At 62.1% G+C, this 26,869-nt stretch carries 25 protein-coding genes, 1 other RNA gene and 1 pseudogene; 11 read left to right on the forward strand and 16 right to left on the reverse strand.

What is annotated here, in order from left to right; all coding sequences use genetic code 11:
• Positions 1-106: 106 nt before the first annotated feature.
• From DVDV_RS04805 to DVDV_RS04825, 5 genes are all read left to right on the forward strand, one after another.
• Positions 107-1,729: a peptide chain release factor 3 gene (locus tag DVDV_RS04805; protein WP_075353578.1), complete on the forward strand. Its 1,623-nt coding sequence runs from the start codon at positions 107-109 to the stop codon at positions 1,727-1,729.
• Positions 1,730-2,102: 373 nt separating this feature from the next.
• Positions 2,103-3,560 carry a sensor histidine kinase gene (locus DVDV_RS04810; protein ID WP_254845253.1) on the forward strand — a complete coding sequence of 486 codons (1,458 nt, stop codon included), beginning with the start codon at positions 2,103-2,105 and terminating at the stop codon, positions 3,558-3,560.
• Positions 3,557-4,915 carry a sigma-54 dependent transcriptional regulator gene (locus tag DVDV_RS04815; RefSeq protein WP_075353579.1) on the forward strand — a complete coding sequence of 453 codons (1,359 nt, stop codon included), beginning with the start codon at positions 3,557-3,559 and terminating at the stop codon, positions 4,913-4,915. Before DVDV_RS04810 ends, DVDV_RS04815 begins: the two co-directional genes overlap by 4 nt.
• 449 nt (positions 4,916-5,364) lie before the next feature.
• A complete protein-coding gene (locus DVDV_RS04820) occupies positions 5,365-8,784 on the forward strand; it encodes a tetratricopeptide repeat protein (RefSeq protein ID WP_075353580.1) in 3,420 nt (1,139 codons plus the stop codon).
• A 21-nt stretch (positions 8,785-8,805) separates the two neighbouring features.
• On the forward strand, positions 8,806-9,255 hold the full coding sequence (locus DVDV_RS04825; protein ID WP_075353581.1) for a hypothetical protein: 450 nt from the start codon (positions 8,806-8,808) through the stop codon (positions 9,253-9,255).
• Between the two features lie 186 nt (positions 9,256-9,441).
• Here DVDV_RS04825 and DVDV_RS04830 read toward each other — a convergent pair whose 3' ends face one another.
• From DVDV_RS04830 to DVDV_RS04885, 12 genes are all read right to left on the reverse strand, one after another.
• The gene (locus DVDV_RS04830; RefSeq protein WP_075353582.1) at positions 9,442-10,347 is read right to left on the reverse strand and encodes a Mu-like prophage major head subunit gpT family protein; all 906 of its coding nucleotides are present in this window, start codon (positions 10,345-10,347) and stop codon (positions 9,442-9,444) included.
• The gene (locus DVDV_RS04835; RefSeq protein ID WP_075353583.1) at positions 10,348-11,235 is read right to left on the reverse strand and encodes a phage protease; all 888 of its coding nucleotides are present in this window, start codon (positions 11,233-11,235) and stop codon (positions 10,348-10,350) included.
• A gap of 9 nt (positions 11,236-11,244) precedes the next feature.
• On the reverse strand, positions 11,245-11,763 hold the full coding sequence (locus DVDV_RS04840) for a Mor transcription activator family protein (protein WP_075353584.1): 519 nt from the start codon (positions 11,761-11,763) through the stop codon (positions 11,245-11,247).
• Positions 11,764-11,832: 69 nt separating this feature from the next.
• The gene (locus DVDV_RS04845; protein ID WP_083634639.1) at positions 11,833-12,411 is read right to left on the reverse strand and encodes a regulatory protein GemA; all 579 of its coding nucleotides are present in this window, start codon (positions 12,409-12,411) and stop codon (positions 11,833-11,835) included.
• Positions 12,412-12,429: 18 nt separating this feature from the next.
• An RNA gene (locus DVDV_RS04850) (hammerhead ribozyme type II) lies at positions 12,430-12,495 on the reverse strand.
• 18 nt (positions 12,496-12,513) lie between these two features.
• A complete protein-coding gene (locus DVDV_RS04855) occupies positions 12,514-13,146 on the reverse strand; it encodes a hypothetical protein (RefSeq protein ID WP_075353585.1) in 633 nt (210 codons plus the stop codon).
• Positions 13,147-13,321: 175 nt separating this feature from the next.
• Entirely contained in the window at positions 13,322-13,639 is a 318-nt protein-coding gene (locus tag DVDV_RS04860; RefSeq protein WP_075353586.1) for a hypothetical protein, read from the reverse strand.
• A gap of 4 nt (positions 13,640-13,643) precedes the next feature.
• Positions 13,644-14,084: a winged helix-turn-helix domain-containing protein gene (locus DVDV_RS04865; RefSeq protein WP_139311528.1), complete on the reverse strand. Its 441-nt coding sequence runs from the start codon at positions 14,082-14,084 to the stop codon at positions 13,644-13,646.
• 136 nt (positions 14,085-14,220) lie between these two features.
• Complete coding sequence (locus DVDV_RS04870; RefSeq protein WP_254845254.1) at positions 14,221-14,973, reverse strand: AAA family ATPase; 753 nt, start codon at positions 14,971-14,973, stop codon at positions 14,221-14,223.
• Positions 14,974-14,998: 25 nt separating this feature from the next.
• Entirely contained in the window at positions 14,999-17,146 is a 2,148-nt protein-coding gene (locus DVDV_RS04875) for a Mu transposase C-terminal domain-containing protein (RefSeq protein ID WP_075353589.1), read from the reverse strand.
• Positions 17,147-17,163: 17 nt separating this feature from the next.
• Positions 17,164-17,406 (reverse strand): hypothetical protein, encoded by a 243-nt coding sequence (locus DVDV_RS04880; RefSeq protein WP_075353590.1) that lies wholly within the window; start codon positions 17,404-17,406, stop codon positions 17,164-17,166.
• Positions 17,381-17,857 carry a hypothetical protein gene (locus DVDV_RS04885; protein ID WP_254845256.1) on the reverse strand — a complete coding sequence of 159 codons (477 nt, stop codon included), beginning with the start codon at positions 17,855-17,857 and terminating at the stop codon, positions 17,381-17,383. The genes DVDV_RS04880 and DVDV_RS04885 overlap by 26 nt, the downstream gene beginning before the upstream one ends.
• Before the next feature lie 255 nt (positions 17,858-18,112).
• On the opposite strand from DVDV_RS04885, the gene DVDV_RS04890 reads away from it, so the two are divergent.
• Positions 18,113-18,919, forward strand: coding sequence for a helix-turn-helix domain-containing protein (locus tag DVDV_RS04890; protein WP_075353591.1), 807 nt, complete (start codon positions 18,113-18,115; stop codon positions 18,917-18,919).
• Positions 18,920-19,253: 334 nt separating this feature from the next.
• Here DVDV_RS04890 and DVDV_RS04900 read toward each other — a convergent pair whose 3' ends face one another.
• The gene (locus DVDV_RS04900) at positions 19,254-21,269 is read right to left on the reverse strand and encodes a S16 family serine protease (RefSeq protein ID WP_075353593.1); all 2,016 of its coding nucleotides are present in this window, start codon (positions 21,267-21,269) and stop codon (positions 19,254-19,256) included.
• 250 nt (positions 21,270-21,519) lie between these two features.
• Here DVDV_RS04900 and DVDV_RS22670 point away from each other — a divergent pair, with 250 nt between their 5' ends.
• The 5 genes from DVDV_RS22670 to DVDV_RS04920 all read left to right on the forward strand — a co-directional run bounded on the left by DVDV_RS22670 (position 21,520) and on the right by DVDV_RS04920 (position 24,705).
• Complete coding sequence (locus tag DVDV_RS22670) at positions 21,520-21,681, forward strand: hypothetical protein (protein ID WP_175577062.1); 162 nt, start codon at positions 21,520-21,522, stop codon at positions 21,679-21,681.
• A 6-nt stretch (positions 21,682-21,687) separates the two neighbouring features.
• Positions 21,688-22,227 (forward strand): universal stress protein, encoded by a 540-nt coding sequence (locus DVDV_RS04905; RefSeq protein ID WP_075353594.1) that lies wholly within the window; start codon positions 21,688-21,690, stop codon positions 22,225-22,227.
• A 57-nt stretch (positions 22,228-22,284) separates the two neighbouring features.
• Positions 22,285-22,581, forward strand: coding sequence for a hypothetical protein (locus DVDV_RS04910; protein ID WP_075353595.1), 297 nt, complete (start codon positions 22,285-22,287; stop codon positions 22,579-22,581).
• A gap of 151 nt (positions 22,582-22,732) precedes the next feature.
• Positions 22,733-23,791 carry a sulfite exporter TauE/SafE family protein gene (locus DVDV_RS04915; RefSeq protein WP_075353596.1) on the forward strand — a complete coding sequence of 353 codons (1,059 nt, stop codon included), beginning with the start codon at positions 22,733-22,735 and terminating at the stop codon, positions 23,789-23,791.
• Between the two features lie 242 nt (positions 23,792-24,033).
• Entirely contained in the window at positions 24,034-24,705 is a 672-nt protein-coding gene (locus tag DVDV_RS04920) for a metallophosphoesterase family protein (protein ID WP_075353597.1), read from the forward strand.
• Positions 24,706-24,816: 111 nt separating this feature from the next.
• Here the strand turns inward: DVDV_RS04920 and DVDV_RS04925 are convergent, their stop codons facing one another.
• From DVDV_RS04925 to DVDV_RS22675, 3 genes and pseudogenes are all read right to left on the reverse strand, one after another.
• Positions 24,817-25,521: a DUF6515 family protein gene (locus DVDV_RS04925; protein ID WP_075353598.1), complete on the reverse strand. Its 705-nt coding sequence runs from the start codon at positions 25,519-25,521 to the stop codon at positions 24,817-24,819.
• 13 nt (positions 25,522-25,534) lie between these two features.
• Positions 25,535-26,293 (reverse strand): DUF2092 domain-containing protein, encoded by a 759-nt coding sequence (locus DVDV_RS04930; protein ID WP_075353599.1) that lies wholly within the window; start codon positions 26,291-26,293, stop codon positions 25,535-25,537.
• A 234-nt stretch (positions 26,294-26,527) separates the two neighbouring features.
• A pseudogene (locus tag DVDV_RS22675) lies at positions 26,528-26,869 on the reverse strand (MFS transporter); the annotation flags it as partial.

Below are 26,869 nucleotides of genomic sequence, written 5' to 3' on the forward strand. Positions count from 1 at the left end.
CGAAGCATTCCCGGCTGCGGCCGCCGGCGATGCACCTTTTCCCCAAACGACGCCGGCCGCCAGCGCCAGCCCAACACGGTACCCCAAACGCCATTGAGGCCACGACATGCAAGACCAGTTAAGCGCCCGGGAACTGCGCCGGGAGACTGCCCGGCGGCGCACCTTCGCCATTATCAGCCACCCCGACGCCGGCAAGACCACCCTGACCGAAAAGCTCCTGCTCTTTGGCGGAGCCATCGATATGGCCGGAGCCATCAAGCCCAAAAAAGCCGGCCGCCACGCTACCTCGGACTGGATGGCCATTGAGCGCGACCGCGGCATCTCCGTCACCTCCTCGGTCATGAGCTTTGAATTCAACGACTGCACCATCAATCTGCTCGACACCCCGGGCCACCAGGACTTCTCCGAAGACACCTACCGGGTGCTGACCGCCGTGGACTCGGCCCTCATGGTCATCGACAGCGTCAAGGGCGTTGAAACGCAGACCAAAAAGCTCATGGAAGTCTGCCGGATGCGCACCACGCCGATCATCACCTTCATCAACAAGCTCGACCGGGCCGGCCGCACCCCGTTTGAACTGCTCGACGACATCGAACAAAGCCTCGGCATCGAAGCTGCCCCCATGACCTGGCCCATCGGCATGGGCAAGGAATTCAAGGGCGTCTACGACCTGCGCACCGGCAGCCTGCGCTTTTTCGCCCCCCAGTCCGACAAGGGTTCCCGCCCCCGGGAGTCCGTGGTGGTCAGGGGCCTGGACGATCCGGCCCTGGTCGAACATCTCGGCCAGGCGAGCGCCGACGAACTGCGCCAGGAAGTGGAACTGCTCGCCGGAGCCGGCTATCCCTTCGACATGGAACGCTACCGCAGCGGCAAGCAGACGCCGGTCTTCTTCGGCAGCGCCATCAACAACTTCGGGGTCAAGGAACTGCTCGAAGCCTTTGCCGAGCTGGCCCCGCCCCCCCGGGCCCGCATGGCCAAGACCCGAGAAGTCTCCCCTCTGGAAGACCATTTCTCCGGCGTCGTCTTCAAGATCCAGGCGAACATGGACGCGGCCCACCGCGACCGCGTGGCCTTTGTGCGCATCTGCTCGGGACAATTCACCCGGGGCATGAAACTGCGCCACCACCGCCTGGGCAAGGACATCAAGGCCGCCAACGCCATCCTCTTCATGGCCCAGGACCGCACCGGCGTGGACGAAGCCTGGCCCGGCGACATCATCGGCATCCCCAACCACGGGATGCTCAATGTCGGCGACTCCCTAAGCGCCCGCGAACCGCTGATCTACCTCGGCATCCCCCACTTCGCCCCGGAACACTTCCGCCGGGTGCAGCTGCGAAACCCGTTCAAGGCCAAACAGCTCGAAAAGGGACTCGGCCAGCTCTCGGAAGAAGGGGCCATCCAGTTCTTCCGGCCCACCCTCGGCACCGGCATCATCCTCGGGGCGGTCGGCGTGCTCCAGTTCGAGGTGATCGCCGAACGGCTGGCCACGGAATACGACGTGCAAATCGATCTGCTGAGCACCAAATTCATGGCCGTGCGCTGGCTGGCCAGCGAATCCAAGGACACCCTGGTCCAGCTCTCGCGCGAAGAACCCCAAGCCATGGTCAAGGACGCCGGCGACCATCTGGCCATGGTCTTCACCAGCGAATGGGAACTCGGGCGCACCATCGAAAAATGGCCGGGCATCCGCTTCGAAACCACCCGCGAATGCGGCGGCGAACAGGCCTGAGGCCACACCACAGAAGATAGAGAAGAGGAAGGCATGCCTCCGGCGGCCAAAGGGACTGAGTCCCTTTGGAATCCCCTCCTGGAGAACGTTTGTATCGACCGTGGGCGGGGCCGCGTCGGTGAAGCCTGATTGTATGCGGCAGCCCCCTCGTTTCACCCTTTCCCTGTGCAGGGGTCCGGGGGGATCATCCCCCCGGGCCGCCGGAGGCATCTTCCTTCCTCTCTCTTCCATCTCTCTTCCCTCTCTCTTTCATCGCTTCTCCTCTCTTCTCCACTACCGCAGCAACTGTCGCGGCTGACAAAGCGCGCCTGTCCGCGTACCCTGGCGGGTGAAGCCAGCGGCCGTTTCGGCCGGAAACCTCCGGGGGGACGCATTGCGCACACTGACGCTGCCCTGGGCATCCCTGCCCCACCTCACCATTCGCCAGAAGGTCTTGGCCGGGGTCATCATTCCCGTGCTGATTTTCACTGCGGTCGGGGTGGTGTCGTATAATTATCTGATTCGCCTTGAAGGGACGCTTGGCCTCATGGAAATGGCCGACGACCTTTCCAACGCCATCCTGGAAGTGCGGCGCTACGAGAAAAACTTCCTGCTCTACGGCCACAGCGAGGATTTCGACGAATCCCTGCGCTACGTTGACCAGGCCCGCGCCATGCTTTCCGCCACCGCAGCCGACGTCCGCGACGACCGGGCCAGACGGGGCATTGCCGCCCTGACCCAGGCCCTGGACAACTACCAGACCAAGGGTCTGGCCCTTCGCGCCGAACAGGGAGCCGCCGCCTCGGCCCAGCTCCTCGACGACCTGCGCCAGTCCGGCAAGGACATGGTGGACCTGTCCCTGGAGATCAAGAACACCGAACGAAGCCGCACCCTCCAGTTGGTGGCCACCCTCAAGCGCCAGCTCCTGGTTTCCGGGCTTTTCATCACCGTATCCGGCATCGTCCTGGCCCTGCTCCTGGCCCGAAAGATCCTGCGGGCCCTTTCGGTCATCACCCAGGCCACGGCCGAGATCGGCCAGGGCAATTTCAAGGCCCTGACCGTGCCTGCCTCCAACGACGAGACCCGGCACGTGCTGGAGGCCTTCAACCGCATGAGCCGGGAGCTCAAGCGCCGCCAGGAACAGTTGATCCAGGAAAAAAAGCTGTCCTCCCTGGGTGTCCTGACATCCGGCATTGCCCATCAGCTCAACAATCCCCTCAACAACATCTCCACCTCCTGCCAGATTCTTATCGAGGAGCAAGGCGAGTGCGATCCCGCCTTTGCCGCCAAGATGCTCGGCAACATCCAGCAGGAGATGCTGCGGGCCAGGGACATCGTCAAAGGGCTGCTGGAATTTTCCCGGGCCAAGGATTTCAGCGTCAAGCCGACGCCTCTGGCCGGGGTGGTGGCCAATGCCTTCCGGCTGGTGTCAAGCCAGGTGCCGTCCGGCATCAGCCTGTCCCAGGCCGTCCCACCCGATCTTGTGCTGGAGCTGGATGCCGCCCGGATGCAGGAGGTGCTGATCAACCTGCTTTTAAACGCGGCCCAGGCCATCGAGACGCCCCCCGGCTCCATCACGGTCACGGCCGGGCCGGACGCGACGCCGGGCCTGGCCGCTATTGTCGTCGAAGACACCGGTGTGGGCATCCCGGATGAGGACCTCGGCAAGGTGTTTGATCCCTTCTACACCACCAAGGAGGTGGGCAAGGGCACGGGCCTTGGCCTGTCCATCGTTTTTGGCATCATCGAAAAGCACCACGGCTCCATTGTGGCGGAAAAGTCCGCCGGCAAGGGCGCGCGTTTCGTCATCCGCCTGCCGCTCCCCGGCAGCCTCCCCCCGGAGACGGCATGACCGGCGGCGCTGTCCTTATCGTCGACGACGAGGCCATTGCCGTGGAGAACCTCAGCCATATCCTGGCTCGGGAAGGCTACGCCGTTTCGGCCGCAGCCAGCGGCGAAGAGGCCCTGGCCATCCTTGGCGAGCGCGAGTTCGATCTGGTGCTGACGGATTTGCGCATGAAGGGCATCGACGGGCTGGCTGTGCTTGGCGAATCCAAGCGCCTGTGGCCGGACACCGAGGTGGTGGTCATGACCGGGCACGCCACGGTGGCCACGGCGGTCGAGGCCATGCGCCTGGGGGCCTGCCACTACCTGACCAAGCCCTACGGGCTGGCCGAGGTGCGGGCCACCGTGGCCGAGGCCATGGACAAGCGGCGGCTTCGCCTGGAAGTGGCCCGGCTGTCCCGGCAGGTGGCCGAACTGGGCCGCACGCCGCTTATTATCGGCGAAAGCCCGGCCGTCCAGGCGCTCAAGGACAATATCCACCACATCGCCCCGACCGATTCCACGGTACTCATTCTCGGCGAGACCGGCACCGGCAAGGAGCTCGTGGCCCGGGCCATCCATGAGTCCAGCCTGCGCAACGACCGGCGCTTTTTGGCCATCAACTGCGGCGCGTTTAACGAGGACCTCCTGGCCAACGAACTGTTCGGCCATGAGAAGGGGGCGTTTTCCGGGGCCTCGACCCTGAAAAAGGGCCTCCTGGAAGTGGCCGGCGAAGGCACGCTTTTTCTCGACGAGATCGGGGAGATGTCGCTGACCATGCAGGTGCGGCTGTTGCGCGTGCTTCAGGAACGCCATTTCTTCCGGGTCGGCGGCACCCAGGAAATCCCGGTGGCCGCCCGCCTCCTGGCCGCCACCAACAAGGACCTCAAGGGCGACGTGGAGCGCGGCCTTTTTCGGGCCGATCTCTATTACCGGCTAAACGTCATCACCCTGCGCGTGCCGCCCCTGTCCGGCCGCCGCCAGGACATCCCGCTTCTGGCCGGCTATTTCATCGCCAAATACGCCGCCGCCATGGGCAAGAAGCTCTCGGGCTTTTCTGCCGAGGCGGTGCGGCGGCTTATGGCCTACGAATATCCCGGCAACATCCGGGAGCTGGAAAACATTGTCCAGCGCACGGTTATCATGGCCAAGGGCGACGTCATCGAGGCCGGCGACCTGCCCCAGGATTTAAGCGGCGACGCGCCGCTCCTGGTCAAGCACGAGGCTCCGCCGCTCGTCACCCTGGAAGAGCTGGAGCGCCGCCATATCCGCGACGTCCTGGCCGCCTGCGACGGCAACAAGACCCGGGCGGCCGAGATTCTCGGCATCGACCGGGTGTCGCTGTGGCGAAAGGCCAAGCGCCTGGGCCTGGATGAGGCGTAGGAGAGGCAGGAAGAAAAAGAGATGCCTCCGGCGGCCGGGGGAGTGAGAGAAGAGAAAGCGTGCCTCCGGCGGCCAAAGGGCTGAGCCCTTTGGAATCTGTGAGGAAGCGAGCGATTTGAGACGGTTTTAGCGTGCTTTTGATACATTACCGCTGCTCAATCGAGCTAGAAAAGCAGAAAAATTGTGGGTGGTGAACGGCGAGGCCCCCTTCTCGTTTGCGCCGTGACCTCGTATGGCGCTCCAAGTGGATGCCCGCGCAGCAGCCGGAGGATATGTACCACATCGCGCTCGCCGAAAGTTTTATAGGCAATTTGCCCGGGTCATATCGCGCCCATGACGATTGAGTACCTGCCCGTCATAGACTTTCCGTCATTCCCAGCATATTCTATAAAAAATCGAAAATACTCGTCCTTTACTGTCACCTTTGGTTCTATGCAGAGGGTGCCCGCATGCCTACCTTGGTTGTCCGCCATGTCCCGGCCAGTGACCCGCCGCTGTTTCAAGTCGAACGCGCTTCCGACAACAAAGCCTCCAAGACGTACCCAGTGCCGACCCCGTTCGGCTACCCTGTGCAGGATCGGCCCGATGGGCTCATGGCCGAGCTGCAATGGTATCTGGAGCAATTCCTGGACTACCCGTTCCACCCGGAGACCAAGCATGCCGAGCGGGTGCTTGCGTCCCTGAAGTCCTGGGGCGAGGCGGCCTTCAACGCCCTGTTCGATGCTCGGGATTCGGGCGGTATTTTCGATGAGGCCACCAAAGACGGCTATCATCACCTCCAGCTGCGCGTCATCAGCGACGACCCCAAGGTGCAGTCCTGGCCCTGGGAGGCCCTGCGCGACCCCAAGGCAGACTTTCTCGCCCATGACTGCCAGGTGGAACGGCGCATGGACAGCGTTAAGGATCCGGTAAAGCTTCACCCCGACCTGCCCACGGACCAGGTGAACGTCCTGCTGGTGACGGCCAGGCCCTATAAACAGGATGTGGCCTACCAGTCTGTGTCCGGCCCTCTGGTGGAGCTGATTGAGTCCAAGTCCCTCCCGGCCCGGGTCCATGTGCTGCGCCCGCCCACCTTCGCCCGCCTCACGGAGCATCTGGAGGAGCGGCCTGGGTTCTATCACATCGTGCACTTCGACGGGCACGGGACGCTCGACGGCAAAGGGCCACCCAATCAACTCACCTTCAAGGCCGAGGGCAAGCTGGTCTTCGAGGATGAGCACGGTGAGCCCGACGTGATGCCCGTGGACCAGCTCGGTCCGTTGCTGCGGGAGCACAACATACCCTGCGTGGTGCTCAACGCCTGCCAGTCCGGCATGCACGACGCCGCCGGGGGCGACCCTTTCGCCTCGGTGGCTTCGGCGCTTCTGAAGGCGGGCATCCGCAGCGTGGTGGCCATGGCCTACACCCTGTACGTGAGCGGGGCGCGCACATTCCTGCCGGACTTCTACCGGCGGCTTTTCACTCGCGGCAGCGTGGCCGAAGGCGTCCGGGCCGGGCGGAAAGCCATGCTCAAGTCAAAGGGCCGCGTGTGCGCCGCACCCAAACCACACCCCCTGGAAGACTGGCTGGTCCCCGTGCTGTACCAGCAGGAGCCCCTGGACTTCACCTTTGCCGCTGCCGCCAGGAAAGACGGCCAGAGCGAAACCCCTTCCTTGCCTGAAGAGGCATGCGATCTTGGCTCTTCCGGCTTCGTGGGCCGCGAAGGGGCCATCCTGGCGCTGGAGAGGGCCATGCGCGGCAGGGCCGCCGGAATCCTAGTGCACGGCATGGGCGGAGTGGGTAAGACCACGCTGGCCAAGGGCTTCCTGCAATGGCTCTCCCGCACCGAGGGCTTGGGCATGGGAGCGCTCTGGCTTTCCTTCAAGGATATCCGCAGCGCCGAATACGTGCTGAACGCCATGGGAGGCCCGCTGTTTGGCGAGCCGTTCTTGCGCTGCGACATCGCAAGCAAAGTGGAGAACCTGACGAAGGTGCTCCGAGAACATCCCTTCCTCTTCGTCTGGGACAACTTCGAAACCGTGGCCGGGATACCAGGCACCACCATAGCCCCCCTGCTTTCGGAAGCCGACCGACAGGTACTGAAGGATTTGTTGCGCCGGCTTGGAGGCGGGAAGACCAAGGTGCTGATCACCAGCCGCAGCCCCGAGGCGTGGCTGGGCCGGGAGCAGCACCGGGTGATTGAGCTTGGTGGACTTCGGGGGGACGAGCGCTGGGAATACTGCCAGCGCATCATAGACAACCTGGGGCTTAGGATTGATCGCAAGGATATGACTTTCAAGGAGTTGATGGACCACCTGAGGGGGCACCCCTTAAGCATGCGGGCCATCCTGCCGTCTCTGGAGAAGCATTCGGCAGCGGCTGTGCTGGCGGCCCTGCGGGAGAATATTGAGGCACTTGGCCCCCAGGTCGAAGAAGCGCAACAAGCGGTGCACGCCACCCTGCGCTACGCCATGGAGGCCGTTCCCATGGAGCTACGGCCGCTTCTCTATCCGTTGTCCCTGCACGAAGCTTACGCGGATGCCAATCATCTTGCGGCCATGGCCAAATTGGCCGAATTGGATCTGAAGCAAGACGATATCAACCAGTTCTTCGGTATTCTCGGCATCCTGGGGGTCGCCCGGGAGGTCAGGCAAAACATCCACGAGCTGCACCCGGCCCTGACCGGATATCTCCGGTCCAACTCCAAAGCCGAGCCGCCGAAAGAGGAGGCGCGCTTGTCCTGGCGAAGCGCCTTTGCCAGGGTGATGGCGGGGTTGGCGAATGCTATTAGGCACTCGCCGCTGCAAGCCCAGCGGCGAGTGTTCCATGTGCATCAGACCAACATCCACCAAGGCCTGGAGTTTGCCAAGGAGTATGGGCTTGTAGAAGAAGAACGGGCCATCCTGCAATGCCTAGCCGGTTATGCCTTGGACACCCTGGCCTTCGAGGAGGCTAGGCGACGCTATCAGGAATTGGCCGAGCGAAGCCGCGCCCAGGGGTTCAAGAAATACGAGGCCATAGCGTTCCACCAACTTGGCAGGGTGGCGCAGGGGAAGGACGACCTAATCGGCGCAAGGGAGTGGTATCGGAAGGCCCTGGAAATCACGGAATGTCTCGGCGACGAGATCAACGCGGCTACGACCTATCACGAACTGGGCTTTGTGGCGCTGCAGGAGGGTGACCTGACCGGCGCGCTAGTGTGGTATCAGAAGTCCCTGGAAGTCTGGGAGCGGCACAACCACGAGGCCTTAGTGGCCAAGACCTACCACCAACTGGGCAGGGTGGCGCAGGAGGGAGGTGACCTGCCCAGCGCACGGAAGTGGTGTATGAAGGCCAAGGAAATCTTCGAGCGGTGCGGCGACGAAGCCGCAGTACCCGTGACTTACCACCAACTGGGCAGGGTGGCGCAGCAGGAGGGTGACCTGACCGGCGCGAGGGAGTGGTGTCTGAAGGCCCTGGGAATCATGGAACGGCACGAGGACGAGGCTGGAGCGGCTGGAACCTACCACCAACTGGGCATTGTGGCGCAGCAGGAGGGTGACCTGACCGGCGCGAGGGAGTGGTATCTGAAGTCCTTGGAAATCAAGGAACGGCGTGGTGACGAGGCCGGAGCGGCCAGAGTCTACCACGAACTGGGCAGGGTGGCGCAGGGTGAGGGTGACCTGACCGGTGCGCGGGAGTGGTATCTGAAGGCCCTGGAAATCAAGGAGCGGCGAGGCATTGAGGCCGGATTGGCACTTACTTGCGCCCAGTTTGGCACCCTGGAACAGGCTGCGGGCGATTCCCCGGCAGCCAGGAGCTGGTTCGAGAAGGCCCTGACCATTTTCGAAAAACGCAGAGACGAGGCGAACATCGCAAAAGCAAAAAAAGTTCTGGTTTCCTTGGCCTGAGAAACGAGGGGAGATGCATCCATGGAATATGTTCTAGACACTATCACCGACCGGCGGGCCGTGGAAATCCTGGCCAGGGTGGTCAAGGGGCGCGGGCTGCTGCAGGAGGCCCCCGGCATCGAAGTGCGGGAAGCCCAGGCCGCACTGGCTGCGGCCTTCGAGAAGCCCGGGCCGGGCGACATCCCCACCGAGGGAGACTTGGCCCGGCAGTGTCTGCGCCTGCTCTCCCAGGACCCGGATACGGCCCAGGCCATCGCCGTGATGGCCGAACAGCCGGGTCAGGGGCCGCAACGCTTTTTTCTTGCTGAAGTGAGTGTGGTCACCCTGGCCCTGGTCGTGCTGGGCACGAGGGTGCGCTACGAAAAGGACAAGTCGGGGAAGGTCTCGCTGGTGGTGGAGAAGGAAGCCCTGAGCGACGCGGTGCTGAAGAAGTTCGTGGACATGATCCAACGGTTCCTTCCCGGCCAATGAGCTTGTTGTTCCATAATCCGGCTTCTTCCCCCGAGAGGTCAGGGTCATCCTCGATAGCTGCAAGTTCCTTTCTCGACAGAACGCGAGCCTCAATGTTCACCTTATCCGGGCCAAAGTACCTGCCGGCCCGGTAGTGCCCTCCCCGTAAAGACCGGACGCGGACGATGCGGGTATCCATGAAACCTCCTAGCCCAGCCAGGGCGTGACGAGTAACTCGCACAGGCCCTTGTTGGGGTTGTCACCGCCGTTGGCCAGACGGTCGGCCAGGACCACTTCATGCGCCTTGACCCGGAGCATGGGCGGAACCACCAGGAGCGTGGGGCGGATGCCGAGGGGGCGGCCGCCGTCCGCCTTGTAAGACGCCATGGCCGCGTAGGCCGCATTGAAGTTCTCGGAATTGAGCGGCAAGCGGGAGCAAAAGGCCATTTGCCAGAAGGCGAAGCCGGCGTTGCAGCGGTAGCGGATGCCGAAGCGGTATTCATCCTTCATGAAGACGGCTTCGTCGCGGGTATCAGTCAAGGACGTCAGCTCGGGCTTGGTCCTTTCCTGGAAGATCACGGGCTTGATCGTCCGCGAGTCGTCGAGGAGATACCACGCGGGATCGGTGCCGGAGGCGCAATTGGAGACCAAGGCCGGCGCGCCCGTGCCGTCCACGTTCGGGTAAACGGGGTGTTCCGTGTCGAAATAGTTCTGCCCATCGTAGCAGGAAATCGCGCCGCCCTTGGAGAGCAGGCCGAAAACCAGCTCGTCGGGGAAGACCTTGGCCGCACGGCCCATCTCCCCAAAAATGGGCTTGTAAACGCCGACCTGGTCGTCTTCGATGTCCACCCGACTCACGGAAACGGTGGACTCGTATTTCTTGTTGGTGATGCTGTAGGCGTGCGCCTTCATGTCCCGCAAGACACGTTCGCCCACCCACTCCCGGAACTGCGGAAACTGCCCGAGCCAGCCGTAAATATTGGCCCTGGAAGTTGAAGAAAGCCGCGTGGCCACCTTGTCCCATGCCGTGGGCGTCTTCTCGAACTCGCGGTTAAATTCGCCACGAAAGCCGACGGACAGCGCATCCAACAGGCCCGGGGTGACAAGAGCCATCTATAGCCCCTTCTTTCCGGCGAGATATTCCACTTCGCTCAGGCCCAAAAGTCTGGCCGCTTCCTTTTCCGCGTCCGACAGGGCGGCCACGCAAACGGGGTTTTCAGACAAGGCAACAAGGCGCTTGCCTTCCAGGAACTCCGCTTCCGTCCGGCCCAGGAGCCGCGCGGCCTCACGGTCCGCGACCGACAGGGCTACCCGGAAAGCTCCGTTGGGAGAATACGACGTACCGGGACGAAGTTTTCCCAGGAAGGCCCGCAACTCTTGGGGGTGTTGCGTGCCCAAATCCACGGCCCACCCTTCCAGGGCCTTGGGCAAAATACCCTCGGTGATGGCGGCTTTGACCAGCCTCGGGGCCGGGGTGTTCCCGTCCAGGTCCAGGGAAGCGTCCACGGCCATGAGTCCATCAAGGGCGGGGGTGTTGGTGAGCCCGGCATTGATGAAGCGCCGGACCGCTCCGGTTTTGTTGTCGAACTCGAAGAAGGGGCTGATGTAGCGGTATTCGCCCGAGGCGATACAGGCCCGAGCGCGGTCGGTCCAGGTGGCTTTGGCGAAAAGGCCCTTACCGGGAAAGTAGGCGAGAGCCTGAATCCAGCCCGCCGCCGGGGCGGGTTGGCCGTTTTCGCGTGCTCGGATGCTTTGGTGCTCGTAGTCCACCACGGGGCGGGCCTCGCGCGCGTCCACGTCCGCGATGATATCCGGGGCGATGGCGGCGTCCATGAGCCAGACTTTCGTCTCACAGCCCGGGATATTGCCGGGCCTGCCGTCGCTCGCCGCGAACTGGCCTTCTGGGAAAAGCTGGACGTTGTAGCCCGTGGGCATTTCCTTGGGGTCCTGAGGAAGCTGGATGGCCAGCGAGGCCGTAAAGTGGCCGGGGTGATGTTCCATTTTTGGCTCCTAGTTGGTTTTCAAGGGCACGGACCCGTCCGGCGCTCCGGAGGCGCTCTCTTTGTCTTGGCCAACAACCCGGCGTCTACGCCGCTCAACCGTGACGGCCTCCGGGTCCGTGCCCTTGAGAATCGACCAGATGTGGCGATCGGAGAAATTGTATCGTCTTGCGAGGATATTGACGGCTTCCTGTGCGCTCGCGCCTGTCCGAAGTGTCTCCTCATACTCAAGACAAATCGAAATATTGCGGTGCAACAGGATTTCTTTGTGGCGACGCGGAACATACAGCTCGCTACCGCAGAAGACCGCGAGAAGTTTCTTCGTACTCTCTCTTCCGAGAACAGCTTCAATGTCCCGAGGCCATGCACGCTTCCCCAGGGGGATGCGAATTGTCGTACCGCCAAAATGCTTTATGAGCTTTGTGGCCGCGTCATATCCGATGTGGTGCACCAATTCGGACAGAACATCGCAGAACTTGCCGGAAGGATGGTGAAGAGCTTCGCGTTGACACATGCGAAACAGATACATTCATCGCTCGCCTCGCGCGCGGTGAAGCTCTTCACTTAGTATGGAATGAGGAGAAAGGAAGGATTTATGCTATGTTAACGGCACCAGCTTCTTTGTCAATGCGGTCACGCGCTTGCCGAGCACGCCGATAACCGCCTGAAGCTGCTTGCACGTGGCGTATTCCAGCCGATCCAGGCCCGTCTGGCGGTTTAGAATGCCCGACGCATAGGCCCAGGGCATGAAGCGCCCCTCAAGGCGGCCAAGATCGGCAAGAAGCGCTTCGATCTTGACCATATAACGCTCCCGGCCCTGTCCCGTGTCGTCATGCTCGATCGTGTGGGGAGCCTTTTGCCGGGCGCGAGTGCCGGGGCCGCGACCGGGTTGCCAGCCGAGGGACTTGAAATAAGCCACCAGCTTGTGCAGGGCGGGAACGTCCAGCTCGGCAGACGAAGCCACGTTGAAACGGTACTCAAGGATGGCGTGATAGGCATCCGGGGCAAGCCCAAGCTGCTTGCGGGCTATATGGACCTTGGCCAGCAGCGCCCGCCGGGCCTCTTCCGCCTGTTTGGCCTTGTGCTCTTCGGGGGATTGATTGTTGCCGGCGTGCCGGCGCATGCGGCGTGCCTTCAGTTCACCCAACGCCGTGGGCATTTCCAGAATGGTCGCCATGGTGCACTCCCTTTGGTTGCTCGGCTGCTCATCAGGCTGGACGCGCCACCGTCCGACGACCGCCCACGCAGGGCGGTTTCGCATCGCTTTGAAAACAGGAGGTTAGCTCCTGAAGAAATATGCGTCCTCAATGGGAACGTCCTTCCAATCCATCCGAAGCATGGGGATTCTGGCCAGGGAGCCGTCCCCCCAATAGCCGCCGTGCGGCCTGGGGGAACCGTTGAAGGCGTAGCTGCCGTTTTTGAAGCAGACGCCGCGCAGTTCCTGCACGATGTCCGCCATATCCCGGGCGGCTTTGTTGTAAGCATTGGCCAGCACGCCGGATTTGATGCGCACGACCTCCGCTTCGTATTCTTCCAGGTCCGTGGCCAGGGCCGCCAGATGGGCTTCGCAACCCTGTATGGCGGTCAGGTAGGCCGCTTCTTGGTCTTCCAGAAGGCTGCTGCCCCTGGCCAAGTCCTGCAGCTCCTGTTCGCCCGCTTCGATCCTGGCCGTGATGTCCGCGTAACCCCGCCCCTTGGCGATGGCGTTTTGGCGTTCCAGGCGCAGGGCCTTCACAGCCTGTTCCTTGACGTCCAGGGCTGTGAGCTTTCCCCGCGCCTCCTCCAGGGAGTGCTGGAGCCCGGCTTTTTCCAGTTGCGCCGCCGCGATCTTCTTTTCGTGCTGCTCCTTTTCGAGCATGGCCTTCTGGAGCGCCTCCAGGGTGCAGGCTTCAAGCATCTTGTCAGACTTCATTATGCTCCTCCGTTCCGTTCGTTGTTTTGCCGCTGCCCGCCGTGCTGCCGCATAGCGTTAGAGGGCTGTTAGATTAGCGCAAATTCGACGGGAACCCGCCTTCTCGGGAGAGACATCGGAGAACTGTCTTTTGGCGCATATTTGTCCATTTTGAGCGTCCGACCGATTCGCTAGACTAACAGTCTGTCCCTGTCCGGCCTTCCAAGCAGGAAGTGAAGCCACTCACATTGTCATTGGAATGGGTCGACGCTTTTTCCTGCTGAGTGAAATAGTCCAGAAGATAATTCCTCGCGCGTTCCAGGCGTTGGTAGGACTCTCTGACGACTACACTCATTCCGATGTATCCAGTTCTTGAAAGAATGGATTCAGCATCAAGAACTTCTTCCAAAAATTGTAAGCCGAAAATGATGTCTGAAATAGCCACGACATGATCCAACGGCAGGGTGTTGTTTTGTTCCACTTCCATTGCCTCCCCCTGTTTCTCAAGTTGCAAGATGCTATCGCCTTGCTGCGAAATGCCTCCGTCCAATTGCGAACGTTCTCCCTGTATTCTGATCGATGACCACACCTCGCGCCTTGTTCCAGGCCGGGGCTTCCGGTCCGGTGTTGCCGGCCAGGGTCAACCGCCACCGTTCGCCGTGGCGCCCGACATGTTGCCGCCGCATGGGGGCGAAGTACCCGGCGGCGGCCAGGGCACGGATGTAGCCCCCCAGGTTCCCGGCCGCGTCCTTTTCTCCCCCGTCGCAAAGGAGCAACATCAAGTCATCGAGGCTGAACGCATCCCGTATGCGCATGGCCCGCCATGCCCTCGCCCGGAGCGTGCCCCGATGATGGGTGACGGCCTTGCCCATGCCTGGGCCTGAGGTCACTTCCCGGCCGGCGGCCAGGACTTCCAGCCCTTCCCTGGTGAGCTGGTGGCAGCCTTCCCGGGACCTCACGAGCCCCCGCGCCGCCAACGGGGCAAGATTGGCGCGAGTATTAGCACTGGACATTCCCAGGTCGGCCGCGATCTGCCGCGTGAGCTTCGGCCCGTCCCTGAGGGCGGCCAGCACGGAAAGGCCGCGCCAAGTCATCTCAGTGCGCCCTCGCCGTGCTTTTGGCCGAACGGCGCACCGTCCTGGGGGTGCAGGTCTCCCAGTTGTAGGAAAGGACCGTCCCTTCAAGCTGCCCCACATCCACCTGTTTGAGGCCGTTGGTTTCCGCGATGCGTTCGATGTTGGCGATGATGTTGAGCACCTCCCGCATGCGCCCGCTGGAAAGCCGGTGCACTTCGAGCTTGAGGGCTTGCGTCATCTCGATTTCAGCCAGTTCGTCGCAGACGTGCCCCACATCAACCGGCGAAGCGGGCTTGAACTCCACCACCTGGGCGATCCGGCTGAAAATCTGCTGGTATCGAGCCACCTTGCTCCTGATTCGCTCCATGCCGACAAGCACAACAGTCATTTCGGATCGGTCGGAGAAATCGCGGATTTTCTCCAGCACGGCGGCATTGTTGGGCAAGGTGAACTCGGCTTCGTCGATGACCAGGGGCGTGAGGCTTCCCGCCAAGCGGTCACGCAGCACCGAGAAGAGTTGGCTTGAAGGTCCGTAAGGATCAATGCCCGCAACCTTGGCCAGCTCGACGAGAAAATAGCGTGGTGTCCAATCCACATTGGCCCGGAGGTAGAGCGCGCCCACCTTCGTGGCCCAATTGCTCACCACGTGGCTTTTGCCGCTCCCGGGCAGGCCATACACCAGCATCATGCCGGCTTCGGCCGCGCCACGCTGCTCAACAGCATGAGCAGCCTGAGAGAAGCGGACGTAATTTTCCGTCTTGACAAACCTCATGCGCATACGTCTCCCCCCGTTGTTGTTACTTTCCAACAGCCTGGACGACTGATTCTTCCCAGGCGAGGCCTTCGTACAGATAATAATCGTACAGGTCCGCGTAGCATTCGGACTGAACGTATTCCTCCACCCATGAATAATCTGCCGAGGTCCAGCGGTCCCGGTTGCGCATCAGCCACATATAACGTTCGTTGGGGCTACCGAAGACCGGACGCCGGGTTGGGACCTGCGGCGTAGCTTCGGCGGGCTGTTCCAGGGACATGTTCAGGACCGATGGTTCGGATTGAGGCCGGGTGATGGAGTCGGCCATCATGACGTATGTCGAAGGAGTTTCAGGAAACTGGATCGTGGCCCCGGGAGCGATGGACTGGACTTTGTTTCCAAGGCGAGCGAGTTGAGCTTTCTCCCGTTTAGCACGGGCAACTTCAACGCGGCTGGGGGGGAAGTAGGGAATGACATTCCCGTCAAGAGTGGCATTGCATATACGCTGTCCGGTCGTTGTCCAAATATAGACTTTTGACGAATCCCATACGTCATATCGCACCTCTACGATATCGCCATGGAAGTCTGCCAATGCATTAGAGAAATATCTCCCACCAAGTGCTTGCACCTCTCCATTGCGAACTTTTCTATGCTCGGCGGGCATAAAGAGTTCGTCTCGAAGTGCTTCAGGCACATTGAAAGGCTCCCAGCCACTATTGCGAAATGATTCCCAGGCTTCATTGGGCGAGGGGTGACGTAACCTTCCTGTTGTTAGGTCCACGATCTTCTTCAAGCCCCTGTGGAGGGTATTGTTGTATTCTTCGACTCTGGCCAGAATGAGGGGCTTAAACTGCTGCCATGTCGGCATCAAAGGCGATGCGCCATGCTCCTTGATATGTTTCCTTGTCAGCTTGAAAACCATCTTGCCCGCGTCAGGGTCCATATCCGCGTGCGTACAGGTCGGCGGCATTTTGGATAACGGGCCACAAAGCGTCTGAACGCCCCTCTCCATCAAACCCTTGCCCTGCGGACGGCCGGGTATCGAATGCGTCAGCTCGATGCCCAGGCGATCCATCATGCCGGCTCCCCTGGTGGTCATCAGCTGATTCGCATACCCCGACCCATTGTCCGTGTAGAACATGGCGGGAATGCCGGCGAACTGACAGGCCATACGCAAGGCATCCAAAACGACAAGCGCGCTTTCGCTCAACCCCACGGACAGCCCCACGCAACGGCGTGTGACCACATCCAGGACGAACGTTATTTCGGGTTTGAAGGGCTTGCCGGTTAAGGGGTTCAGGACCTCGGCGTCAAACGTCGTCCCGTCGGCTGTGTAAATGTCACCGGGCAAGTATATGGAGGCATCGCGGCGCTTGTGGGGCCGGAGCTTGAGGTGGGCGTTGCCGGTTTTGCGACCCCACTCCCGATCCGGCACAGGCATCTTTTCCAACATGCGCCGGACCTGTGATTCCGAGGGCATCACCCCGGACCAACCCTTCTTGAATTCTCTGTATGCCTCAGAAATTTTCGGGTTTTGCGGCTTCTGGTAGAAGGGCAGGAAGGCGGGAAACCATTCTGGCACGCGCATATCCGGGCCGGGATGCTTGGGAGCGAGCGCGAGTTCCCCTCCTTTTTCAAACGCCTTTAACCACCTGTAGATCGTGGGGTAGGACAACCCACGATCCGCCGTGCCACCTACTTTATCGTTGGCTGCAATGGCCTTTTGCCGGATGCCTTCATCAAGAGTGCCCTCGCGCCAGCCCTTTTCAAGAGCCAGGATGGCGTTTCGCTTGCTCATCACCGTGGCCAGCCGGCAGACTTCGTTTAAAATACCCTTGCGGGCGGCCATGATGGCACGTTGCTTCTCTGTGAGGTGGCCGGTATCCGCGAGGGCTTGCGTTATGGAATCGGCACGAAGGGAGGCGGGGCAAGCAGGAGAAGGAAGAGACGGGGCATCACTGGTGACAGCTGGGGCGGATGCGGCTCCCTGCGGGAAGGGCTTGCTTATGAGCGCCTCCCCGATCGCATGCCGTGTAGTCTTGGGCATGGATACAATGATCCAGGCCTTCCCTCCGCCTTGGCCGGCGCGAGGGCGATATTGCCAGCTCTCACTTTCCGCACGGCGGAGAATTGAGGACCTGACGGCCTCCAGAAGATACATTAGGTCTGTTGTTGAGAGCGTCTCAAGCATAGGGGTTGCTCGATTGATTAGGCTGCTGCTTGTTTTTCAAGATCAATTGGAAGGCTCAGATATTCTTGCGGGCAACCCAAATCGACAAGCTTCTTCAGTACACGTCTATTGTTCTTTCTGCCACGAATTGTATGTGAAACCATCGATGGAGTAATAGCCAAGGACTTTGCAATGGAAGTAACGCTAATTTTATTACTATCAAGCCATTCATAAATACGAAATGACTGCCTAAATTTACCTGACGCCATGCGAAGTCCCATATTCTATCTCCTCTTCAAGTCTTCTAAGGACTTTCCTTTTTTGCTTCGACTCAATACAGGCAAGCCCATAATTACGTAAACGCTTGTCCTCTGGCGTCATCAACTCACAACCATGCAAGCCAAGAATTAGGCAAAATGGAGCCAGATTCCCTATGGCCAAGCAAAAGATGTGAAGGGCCAGGATAGACGGCAAATGCTCGCGATCCGCAGGATTCAACCACTTGTCCAGCGTCGGCAGGGAGAGACTCCGGGAGTTGCCCATGGTAAGCTTGACCCCAGCCGAAGCGGCGATCCCATTCATGCGATCAAGAATCTGCTCACGCGAAAGGACGGGCCGGGCTTCCGATAGGGCGCGCTGCATGGCGACCTTGATGGCGGCGTTGAACCCTGCCAGCTTGGCCTGGGTATCGCCATGGGCGAGAAGGGAAAGCTGAATTTCTCTGCTCATCATTCGCCGTCCATCGAAAATTCCGTTTGCCGTCCAATTCTTGCCGCGATGAGTACGTTGACCCGATCTCAGGAGGCAGATATGGTCAATTTATGCCGGGTCACAAAATGTCTGGGCATAAATTTGCCTAATATTGAGCAGATGTCAACGCCAAATTAGGCGCAACACTTCTATTTTTAGCAACAATCGCTTTGCCAAGGAATGCCGGAATGTTAACGGGCATGGCAACGCGCAACACTTCTTGTACGGCAGGATCGCATGAGTATCGCCAAGAAAATCACCGCGCTTCGCGGAAAAGAATCGCGGACGGCGTTTGCTTCCAAGCTTGGGATTAGCCCCAATACTCTTCGAAACTACGAAACAGGGCTCTCGCTGCCTAATTCTGACATGCTTGCCAAGATATGCTCAACGCTCCATGTCGACCCAGGCTGGTTGTTGCTTGAGGGCGAAGACATTACGAGGTTGGCAAGCGTGACTGACTATCCGGCGCACAGGACGGCCGACTCAAGCGATGAGGGGGGACACACGATAGACCAGGAAGATGATGAGGACGTTATGGAACTCCCACCGACGTCCACCATTGAAGACAATAGGGAGTTGTCGACAGAAATTGACAACCTCCTAAATGAAATAAGAAATAAGTACAGAGCTGACTTCATGAAATACAAGTCTGGATTCGATTATATTCGAATAACCGAGGCTTTTTCGATACCATCTGATGCGAAATACACTATATTCCCATTGTGGCCTGAAGCAATGGGGAAGGTTGTATTAGAATACTTGAGGCTTAGAATAAAACTGCTAGAAACTGACGGACTAGAATCTTGGCGTAAATCTATAATCATGATCCCGCCAGATGAAGAATTGAATAGGCGAGAGCTAGAAGTATTTAGAAGGTTTAAGCTGCAGCCAACGAGCAAGGATATTGTCGCATGGTTTTCTAATTTTTTCGGGAAAGATACAAAATTAAAGAGGAGTAGGTTTTGCCGATTTGCTTTTGTTGTGTATGCCGAAGACTATTTGAGTCAACTGCACAGGAAATTTACCGACAATACTGGGCAGTAGTGGCAAGGGATGTCGTGGGACCGCTCTCCAGGGAAGAGAGGAGTGTTCAACTTTTTTGTGCGCATTTTCGTGTCAAAAACCGCGCAAAATCCTGCCATTTTCGGATCATTCCGTATCAAAATCTTTCGTTTTGATTTTCAGTCTCCAAAACCCTGCGACCCAGTCGTGGTGCGGCTTCCCGGCCTTTGTTTAGCTTCTGTTGCGTGTATCGAAATGATCGTCACCCCGGTGAATCCCACCTCGGGGAAGTTTGATTTGACCGGGTGCGTTGGCAAGTCGGGACGCGTAATTGCTTTTTGAGCTTGACCGGAACCACCGTTGCTCCGGCGGCCGATCAGGCCAGGGCCAGGGGCAGGGCCTCCAGCACCGTGCGCACAAAGACCGTTTCCAGGTCCGGGCAGTCCCCGCCATCCAGGCCCAGGACATCCGGGCGGTTGCCCTCGGGCAGGATGACCCGTTTGGCCCCGGCCCGGGCAGCGGCCAGCAGCTTTTCCCGGATGCCGCCCACGGGCAGCACATTGCCGGTCAGGGTGATCTCCCCGGTCATGGCCACATCCGGGCGAAGGGCGCGGCCCATATAGAGCGAGGCCAGGGCCAGGGCCACGGTCAGCCCGGCGGAACTGCCTTCCTTGGGGATGGAGCCGGCCGGGATGTGCAGGTGCAGATCGTCGGTGAGAAAGGCTTGCGGGTCGATGCCGAGCGTCCCGGCCTTGGAGCGCACGAAACTGAGCGCCGTCTTGGCCGACTCGCACAAAACCTCGCCCAATGACCCGGTCATGGTCAACGCGCCGGCCCCCTTCATGCGGATGGCTTCCACGAAAATGATCTCCCCGCCGTAGCCGGCATAGACCAGCCCGGTGGCCACGCCCACGCGCGCCGTGGAGCCGGCCGCCTCCCGGACAAAGCGGGCCGGACCGAGCAGGGCCGGCACCAGGGCGGCATCGACCGTGACCGGGCCGGCCGGGGCGGCGGTTCCGCCCTCCAGGCGCAGCTTGGCCAGCTTGCGGCAGATGCGGCCGAGTTCGCGGTCGAGATTGCGCACTCCGGCCTCGCGGGTATAGCCGTCCACCATCAGGCGCACCGCCTCGGGGGTGACCACTGGATAGGGATGGGTCAGGCCGTGCTCGCGCAACTGGCGCGGCAGCAGATGGTCCTCGGCGATGCGCACCTTTTCCCCGGCGCTGTAGCCCTGAAACGGCACCACCTCCAGCCGGTCGAGCAGCGGGCCGGACAGTTCCCCGACGTCGTTGGCCGTGGCAATAAAAAGCACCTGGGACAGGTCAAAGGGCACTTCCAGGTAGTTGTCCACGAACTGCCCGTTTTGCTCCGGATCGAGCATCTCCAGAAAGACCGCCGCCGGATCGCCCCGGAAATCCTTCCCGATCTTGTCGATCTCATCGAGCATGAAGACCGGATTGCGAACGCCAAGCCGGCTTAAGGACTGCAGCACCCGGCCGGGCAGCGCCCCGACATAGGTGCGGCGGTGGCCGCGCAGCTCGGCCTCGTCACGAAGCCCGGCCAGGGAAATGCGGTGGAACTTGCGGCCCAGGGCCTCGGCAATGGCCTGCCCGACCGAGGTCTTGCCCGTGCCCGGAGGCCCGGAAAAGCAGAGCACCGGGCTGCGAAAGGCCGTGGGAGCCGTCTTTTCCCGGACAAGCCCGGCCACCGTGGCCCGCAATTCATCGAGATTGACCGGCTTGGCCAGATAATAGACCGCGCCCTGGCGCATGGCCGCCACCGCCGTGTCCACCGTGGCAAAACCCGTCACCAGCATCACCCGGGTGGCCGGAGACAGCACGCGGGCCTCGGCCAACAGCTCCAGCCCGTCCATCTTGTCCATTTTCAGATCGGTGATGATGAGATCGAACTCCCAGCGCCGCACTTCCTCCAGGGCTTCCAGACCGTTGGACGCCCCGCGCACCTGATAGCCTTCCTTGCGCAGCACATGCTCGAGATTGGCCCGGGCAATCTCCTCGTCATCCACCACCAGCACATGAAAGCCGGTGGCGTTTCGAAGCGACCGGGAGGCCAGATACTCAAGCACCCGGTCCTTGACCTGCCCCAGGCCATGATGCCGGGCGTCAAGCACGGCCTCAGCTCCGGGCAGGTCGAGCCTGTCCGGCGTGGCTACGTTCCAGGGCAGTCCCAGCAGAAAATCCAGATACGCCAGGCCGACGCCGTATTCCGCCACCGAGGGGTCGGTTTTGGTCAACCGTTCAAGCTCCCGCCTGGCTGCCTCCCGGGCGTGAAACGGCAGGGCCTCGGCCTCGATGCGGGCGGCCAACTGGTCCAGGTCGCTTATGGGCGACGGCGGCAGGGCTCCCTCGGTGCGTTTTTGGAAAAAGAGCATGGTCTCTCCGATGGTTTCCCCCCTGGTACGTGGTTTTTCGGTCCCCGTGCAACAGGCTCTTTGGCCTGTGGTGCATTTTGCAATAGGCGTTGCGATTCGCAACGGCCCTGGCCCCGGGCCTGGGCGGATTCGTGTTGCACATCGCAACGATATTTTTTTCCGAATTGTATAATATCCAATAATTTCAAGGATCAAATCCTCGGCATGCTTCTTGTTATAGGGGGGCATCGATACCAAGGAGGACACAGTCATGGCCAGTTTCAGGGAACGCGTGGAAACCGTTTTTGCCGCCCTGGCCTTTGCCGAACGCAACCTGCCCAAGGACGCGCTCGAACTGACGGACCAGACCTCGCAGACGAAGGCGGCCACCACCGCCAAACGGGCCGACAACCGGCCGCGGGTGCGGGTCTAGACGGTCATGGTCAAACGTTTCGGCGATGCGCCGGAAACGGGAATCCGCCCCAGGCGTACCTCCCGTCTGCGCAAATACCTGGAAGATGCCGGCCAGAACGTCGGCCTGGCCGAACACGGCCTGTACGGCATCGACCAGGAGCCGATGGCCTCCGGGATCGAAGAGAAAAAGATCGTGGCTGTGTCCACCGCCCCGGACTTTCCCCAGACCCTGATCCGCCGCGCCCTGGGCGTGGCCGGCCGCCTGGGCACGGAGATTGTGGGGCTGACGGTGGCCCGGCCGGAAGACACCGATCCCCAGGGACAGCCCGGCCGGGGACGGGAGCAATTCCTTGAGCAGGCCAGTCGTTCCGCCGGGGAGTTCGCCCTGGAGGCCAAACGGCTCGGGGTCGGATTCCGCCATGTGGTGCGGTTTGGCCGGCCGGCGGAAGTGGTGGAAGCGGAATGTGGACGACTGCGACGGGTCGAATTCGTTTTGGCGGCCAGAGAACAGCGGGCCAGGGACGGTTTTCAGGTCAGCATGCCGCTGTTTGAGGTCACAGGCTAGGTGGATACGCGTTTGAGCGCGACGACGACAGCCTCAAAGAAGGAAGGAGAGACGGTTATGCAGGTGCAGAAAAAAAAGCCCATGGGCAAATTGTTGGCGTACGGCCTTGGCAGCGCGATCCTGTTTTCGTGCGTGTACGTGTTTCAGGATCTCTTATTGACCACTTCGGCCAAGGGCGGCGCCTATACCATCCTGCCCATCGCCACGGTCTTCCTCTTTTCCTGGGTCCACGGCACGTTTGCCGGCACCCTGTGGGAAGTGCTCGGCGTCAACGCCGTCAAAAAGGCCTCGGTCACGGCCCCGGTTGCGGCCCCGCGCAAGGATACCCGCCCCCGGGCCACGGTCAACGCCTAGGGCGTTGGGAATCCAAGAGAAGTGTTGGTCGGACGAAGCAAGAAAAGAGGCCTCCGGCGGCCGGGGGATGATCCCCCCGGACCCCCGACTGTTTTCAGGGGGACGGCAGCAACCGTAACGTCACTCCGCACGATTTGAAGGAGAGCAACACATGGATATGATGAGCGAAGCCTCCCGGTTTATCCAGCTGGACCCCGCCGGGATCATCTTTCTTTTCATCGTTGGTTTCATCGGCGGCCTGGTCAGCGGATTCATCGGCTCCGGCGGGGCCTTCGTCCTCACCCCGGGCATGATGAGCCTTGGCGTGCCCGGCACCGTGGCTGTCGCCTCCAACATGTGCCACAAATTCCCCAAGGCCCTGGTCGGGTCCATCAAGCGCTACAAGTATGGCCAGGTGGACATCAAGCTCGGCCTGTATCTGGCCGCCTTTGCCGGCATCGGCGTCCAGATCGGCATCAAGATCCAGAACTATATCCTGAGCTTGTGGGGGCCGGCCGGTTCCGACCTGTACGTGAGCATCTCGTTTGTCGTCGTGCTGGTGGTGGTCGGCGGCATCGTCATGGCTGACGCGGTCAAGTCGGCCCGCTCCTCGTGCAGCGAAGAGCAGACATGCTCCCTGGCTCTTCGCCTGCAAAAGATCGAACTGTGGCCCATGATGACCTTTAAAAAGGCCAACCTGCGCATCTCCCTGTGGTTTTTGCTGCCGGTCGGGCTGGCCACCGGCCTGCTCGCCGCCACCATCGCCGTTGGCGGCTTCGTCGGCGTCCCGGGCATGATCTACATCCTGGGAGCCACCAGTCTGGTGGCCTCGGCCACCGAACTGGTCATCGCCTTCGTCATGGGGCTGGCCGGCTCGGTCAACTGGGCCATGCAGGGCATGATCGACATCCGCCTGACGCTGATCATCCTTGGCGGTTCGCTTCTGGGCGTGCAGCTCGGAGCCATCGGCACCACCTTTGTCAAGGAGCACATGATCAAGGTCGTCATGGGCACGATCATGCTGATCGTGGCCGTCTCGCGGGGACTGGCCATGCCCAAGTATCTGGTCAAGCTCGGCATGATGGAGGCAAGCGAAGCCACCCTGGACCTGCTTTCCAAGGTGAGCTTCGGCTTCATGGTCGTGTCGCTTCTGGTCGGCGCGGTCATCATTCTCGGCAGCATGTTCCTGGCCAAACGGCCCACAGCGGCCCAAGCCACCCAGGAAGCCTAGCCCGGTCCCCGACGCCAACCATGGCGGGGCCTTTGTAAAGGCCCCGCCAGACCTCCTTCCTCCCCTGCTCCCGGCTCCCGTCTCCCAGGGCCCTTGTCGCGGCTGCGGCCAAGGCGTAACCATGCGGAGAATGCCCGGGCCCTTGCCGCCCGCATCCAGCCCATCCCGGCCGGCCGACGCCGCCCCGGCCCGATGTCCCACAGCGGTGGAAACATCGCCCAAGCCGACCGGAGAACCGCCCTATGCCTGCCCTGACCATCGAACAGACCATTTTCGCCGTGGGCGACATCCACGGCCAAGCCGGCCGCCTCGACGCCCTGCTCGGCCGTCTGGACGGGCTTGATCCCACGGCCCGGCTGGTGTTTCTCGGTGATTACATCGACCGGGGGCCGGCCTCCAGGCAGGTGGTGGACCGGCTCCTGGCCCTTGGGAAAAAGCGGCCGGACACCGTCTTTCTCCTTGGCAACCACGAAGCGGCCCTGCTTCGCTACGACGCCTCGCGTTCCCCGGAGGACCTGCGGCTGCTGCGGCGCTTCGGGTTCCAGGCCACGCTTGACAGCTACGCCAGCGCCCCCGGAGACCAGGGGATCGATTTCATGCCCCGGGAGCATCAGGACTTTTTTCGAAGCCTCAAGCGCTGGCACAGGGCCGGCCCCTACGTGTTCTTCCACGCCCCCCTGGCCTGGGACGCCAATCCCGACGCGGCCCGGGGGATGGCCCTGGAGGGCCTGCTGTCCAACCGGACCCTGCCCTGGGAGGGCTGGGTGGAGAGCGGGCGGACCCTGGTCTTCGGGCACGTGCCCCTGGAGACGCCGCTGGTGGCTCCGGGGCTGATCGGCGTGGACACCGGCGCGGGCTGGGGCCGGGTGCTCACCGCAGTGGAACTGCCGGCACTGCGCTTTCACCACGCCTGAGGCGCCCGGCCGAAAGAGGCCTTGGCGGCCGGGCCGGCCACGGCCACCGGCCGCGCCGGCCCTTGTCCGGCTGCCCGGCCCAAGGGAGCGGCTGGGCCGGCGCTGTGGCGGTCAATTGTCCCAATCCGAATCCGGATCCGACGGCGGCGGATTGACCTGGACATAGACGGTGGAGCCGTCCTGGATGACCGGCTGGTAGTAGGTGTTGCCCACGGCGTAGTAGGTTGCGCCGGCAATGGTCACGGCCGCTGCGGCCGCAGGCAGGGCCCACAGCGCCGGCCCGGCCGGACCGTAGCCGGGAACCCCGTACGGGACCGGCACGGGCCCAACGGGATGCGGCCCGACCCAGGGCGCGGGCGGCGGCGGCCCGACCGGTCCGAAGCCCGGAGCAAAGGGGCCGGGATGGGGAGCCGGCATCGGAGCCGGGACAAAGCCCGCCGACATGGGGGCCAAAGCCCCGCCCGGACGCGGGCCGCCGTCGTAGCCCGGCGGTCCCATGGGCACCGGACCATGTACGGCTCCCATAGGGGCCAGGCCGGGGTCCCGGCCAAAGCCGTCCCCGGGCGGACGCATGCCGCCGCCATAGCCCATGCCCCCTTCCGGCCCGGGCGGCCGCATGCCGTCTCTGCCAAAGCCGCCTTCAGGAGCATGGAACCCGCCTTCGCCGCCAAAACCGCCGCCGTGGAAACCGCCGCCGCCGAACCCGCCGCCGCCACGAAAGCAGTGCCCGGCCTGGGGCACGGCCAGGGCCAGACCGGCGGCCAGACCGAGAAGTCCGAAAAACCGGCCAAGTGTCTGCACTGTTACAACGCGCATGATCCGCCTCCTGTTACGGCTTGGGTCCGGCCGGGGCCGGCTGGGGGGCCACGGTGGTCCGCACCGCGTCCGGCGGCGGAGAAAAGGCAAAGGTCTTGGCCGCAAACCCGGAGACCGGCTTCCAGTCGCGGTATTCCACGATGGTGCGCGGATCGCCGTGCCGGGTCTTGTCCGTGACGGCCAGACGCAGGGGCCAGGGGGTCTTGCCGGCGTCGATCCACAGCTCGTAATCCTGGGTGAGTTGGCGGAAGGCCAGATGATGGCACGGCGTGCCGCCGACTTCGCTTGGGCCGACGTAGACGACCTCCAGCACCTTCTCCATCATGCTGGCATAGGGGTCCCGGGCCAGGAAATCGATCATGGGGCCGACCAGACGCAGTCGGGCCATGGCCGTATCCAGGGCCGCTTCCAGGCGCGGCGGCACGTCCAGGGCCACGTAGGCCTTGGTCCTGGCGTCAAAGACCTGGAAGGTCGGGCCGTTTACGACAAAGGTCGCGGCCACGTCGTCGCCGGCGGCCTCGGCCCGCAGCTTGTCCGGGCGCTCGGCCTTGATGGCCGTCTTGTGGAAGAAGGCCACTTTCTGGCCGTTGGGGTAGACACGGTCCACCAGACTGGCCTCGGTGACCGAAAAGGCGGTGAGCGACTGCAGGTTCCCGGACATGGCCCGCAGCAGGCGTTCGGCCTGGGGGTCGATGCCGGTTGCGGCCCGGGCCTGGCCGATCAGGAACAGGCCCAAAAGCCCTGCCGCTGCCGCGTGGAAGACTTTTCGCATGGGGAGTTCTCCTTTTCCTTGGTAAGGACTCTTTTTCCACGGGCAGCCTTCCCAGGCCAGATATTTTTCAAAGCGGCAACCGGCCCGCGCCAGCCGGCCACAGGGCCGGACCCTTCGGCTCAATGCAAAAGGGCCTGGGCCGTTGGCCCAAGCCCTTGTTCCGGATGGTTGCGCACCAGACAGCCCGGCGGCGCGGCCCGCGTTGTCCTTGCCCCGAGCCGGGAGACGGCTGCCTCAGGCGGCCGTGGCCTTGGGGCCAAGCAGTTCCAGGGCCAGGGCCAGGGCCGCACAGCCCCCGCCAAAGGCGCACACCCCGGCCCAGCCAAAGGCGGCAAAGGCCTGGGCGCTGACTGCGGTGGCCAGCGCCCCGCCCAGGAACATGATGGTCATAAAGACCGTATTGAGCCGGCTGCGGGCCGAGGCATCCAGGTCGTAAATCCTGGCCTGATTGGCCACCATGGCCGACTGCAGCCCGATATCCATGAGCAGGATGCCGGCAATGAGCGCGGTCCAGGACGACGGGAAAAGAGCCAGCAGCACAAACCCGGCCAGGACGGCCAACGCCCCCCAGGCCAC

It is taken from the genome of Desulfovibrio sp. DV, assembly GCF_001936595.1.
Taxonomy (GTDB): Bacteria; Desulfobacterota; Desulfovibrionia; order Desulfovibrionales; family Desulfovibrionaceae; genus Solidesulfovibrio.

Coding starts and splice junctions, on each gene's coding strand:
- DVDV_RS04805 (WP_075353578.1), top strand. CDS start 107: ATGCAAGACCAGTTAAGCGCCCGGGAACTGCGCCGGGAGACTGCCCGG.
- DVDV_RS04815 (WP_075353579.1), top strand. CDS start 3,557: ATGACCGGCGGCGCTGTCCTTATCGTCGACGACGAGGCCATTGCCGTG.
- DVDV_RS04820 (WP_075353580.1), top strand. CDS start 5,365: ATGCCTACCTTGGTTGTCCGCCATGTCCCGGCCAGTGACCCGCCGCTG.
- DVDV_RS04825 (WP_075353581.1), top strand. CDS start 8,806: ATGGAATATGTTCTAGACACTATCACCGACCGGCGGGCCGTGGAAATC.
- DVDV_RS04830 (WP_075353582.1), bottom strand. CDS start 10,347: ATGGCTCTTGTCACCCCGGGCCTGTTGGATGCGCTGTCCGTCGGCTTT.
- DVDV_RS04835 (WP_075353583.1), bottom strand. CDS start 11,235: ATGGAACATCACCCCGGCCACTTTACGGCCTCGCTGGCCATCCAGCTT.
- DVDV_RS04840 (WP_075353584.1), bottom strand. CDS start 11,763: ATGTATCTGTTTCGCATGTGTCAACGCGAAGCTCTTCACCATCCTTCC.
- DVDV_RS04845 (WP_083634639.1), bottom strand. CDS start 12,411: ATGGCGACCATTCTGGAAATGCCCACGGCGTTGGGTGAACTGAAGGCA.
- DVDV_RS04855 (WP_075353585.1), bottom strand. CDS start 13,146: ATGAAGTCTGACAAGATGCTTGAAGCCTGCACCCTGGAGGCGCTCCAG.
- DVDV_RS04870 (WP_254845254.1), bottom strand. CDS start 14,973: ATGAGGTTTGTCAAGACGGAAAATTACGTCCGCTTCTCTCAGGCTGCT.
- DVDV_RS04875 (WP_075353589.1), bottom strand. CDS start 17,146: ATGCTTGAGACGCTCTCAACAACAGACCTAATGTATCTTCTGGAGGCC.
- DVDV_RS04880 (WP_075353590.1), bottom strand. CDS start 17,406: ATGGGACTTCGCATGGCGTCAGGTAAATTTAGGCAGTCATTTCGTATT.
- DVDV_RS04885 (WP_254845256.1), bottom strand. CDS start 17,857: ATGATGAGCAGAGAAATTCAGCTTTCCCTTCTCGCCCATGGCGATACC.
- DVDV_RS04890 (WP_075353591.1), top strand. CDS start 18,113: ATGAGTATCGCCAAGAAAATCACCGCGCTTCGCGGAAAAGAATCGCGG.
- DVDV_RS04900 (WP_075353593.1), bottom strand. CDS start 21,269: ATGCTCTTTTTCCAAAAACGCACCGAGGGAGCCCTGCCGCCGTCGCCC.
- DVDV_RS22670 (WP_175577062.1), top strand. CDS start 21,520: ATGGCCAGTTTCAGGGAACGCGTGGAAACCGTTTTTGCCGCCCTGGCC.
- DVDV_RS04905 (WP_075353594.1), top strand. CDS start 21,688: ATGGTCAAACGTTTCGGCGATGCGCCGGAAACGGGAATCCGCCCCAGG.
- DVDV_RS04910 (WP_075353595.1), top strand. CDS start 22,285: ATGCAGGTGCAGAAAAAAAAGCCCATGGGCAAATTGTTGGCGTACGGC.
- DVDV_RS04915 (WP_075353596.1), top strand. CDS start 22,733: ATGGATATGATGAGCGAAGCCTCCCGGTTTATCCAGCTGGACCCCGCC.
- DVDV_RS04920 (WP_075353597.1), top strand. CDS start 24,034: ATGCCTGCCCTGACCATCGAACAGACCATTTTCGCCGTGGGCGACATC.
- DVDV_RS04925 (WP_075353598.1), bottom strand. CDS start 25,521: ATGCGCGTTGTAACAGTGCAGACACTTGGCCGGTTTTTCGGACTTCTC.
- DVDV_RS04930 (WP_075353599.1), bottom strand. CDS start 26,293: ATGCGAAAAGTCTTCCACGCGGCAGCGGCAGGGCTTTTGGGCCTGTTC.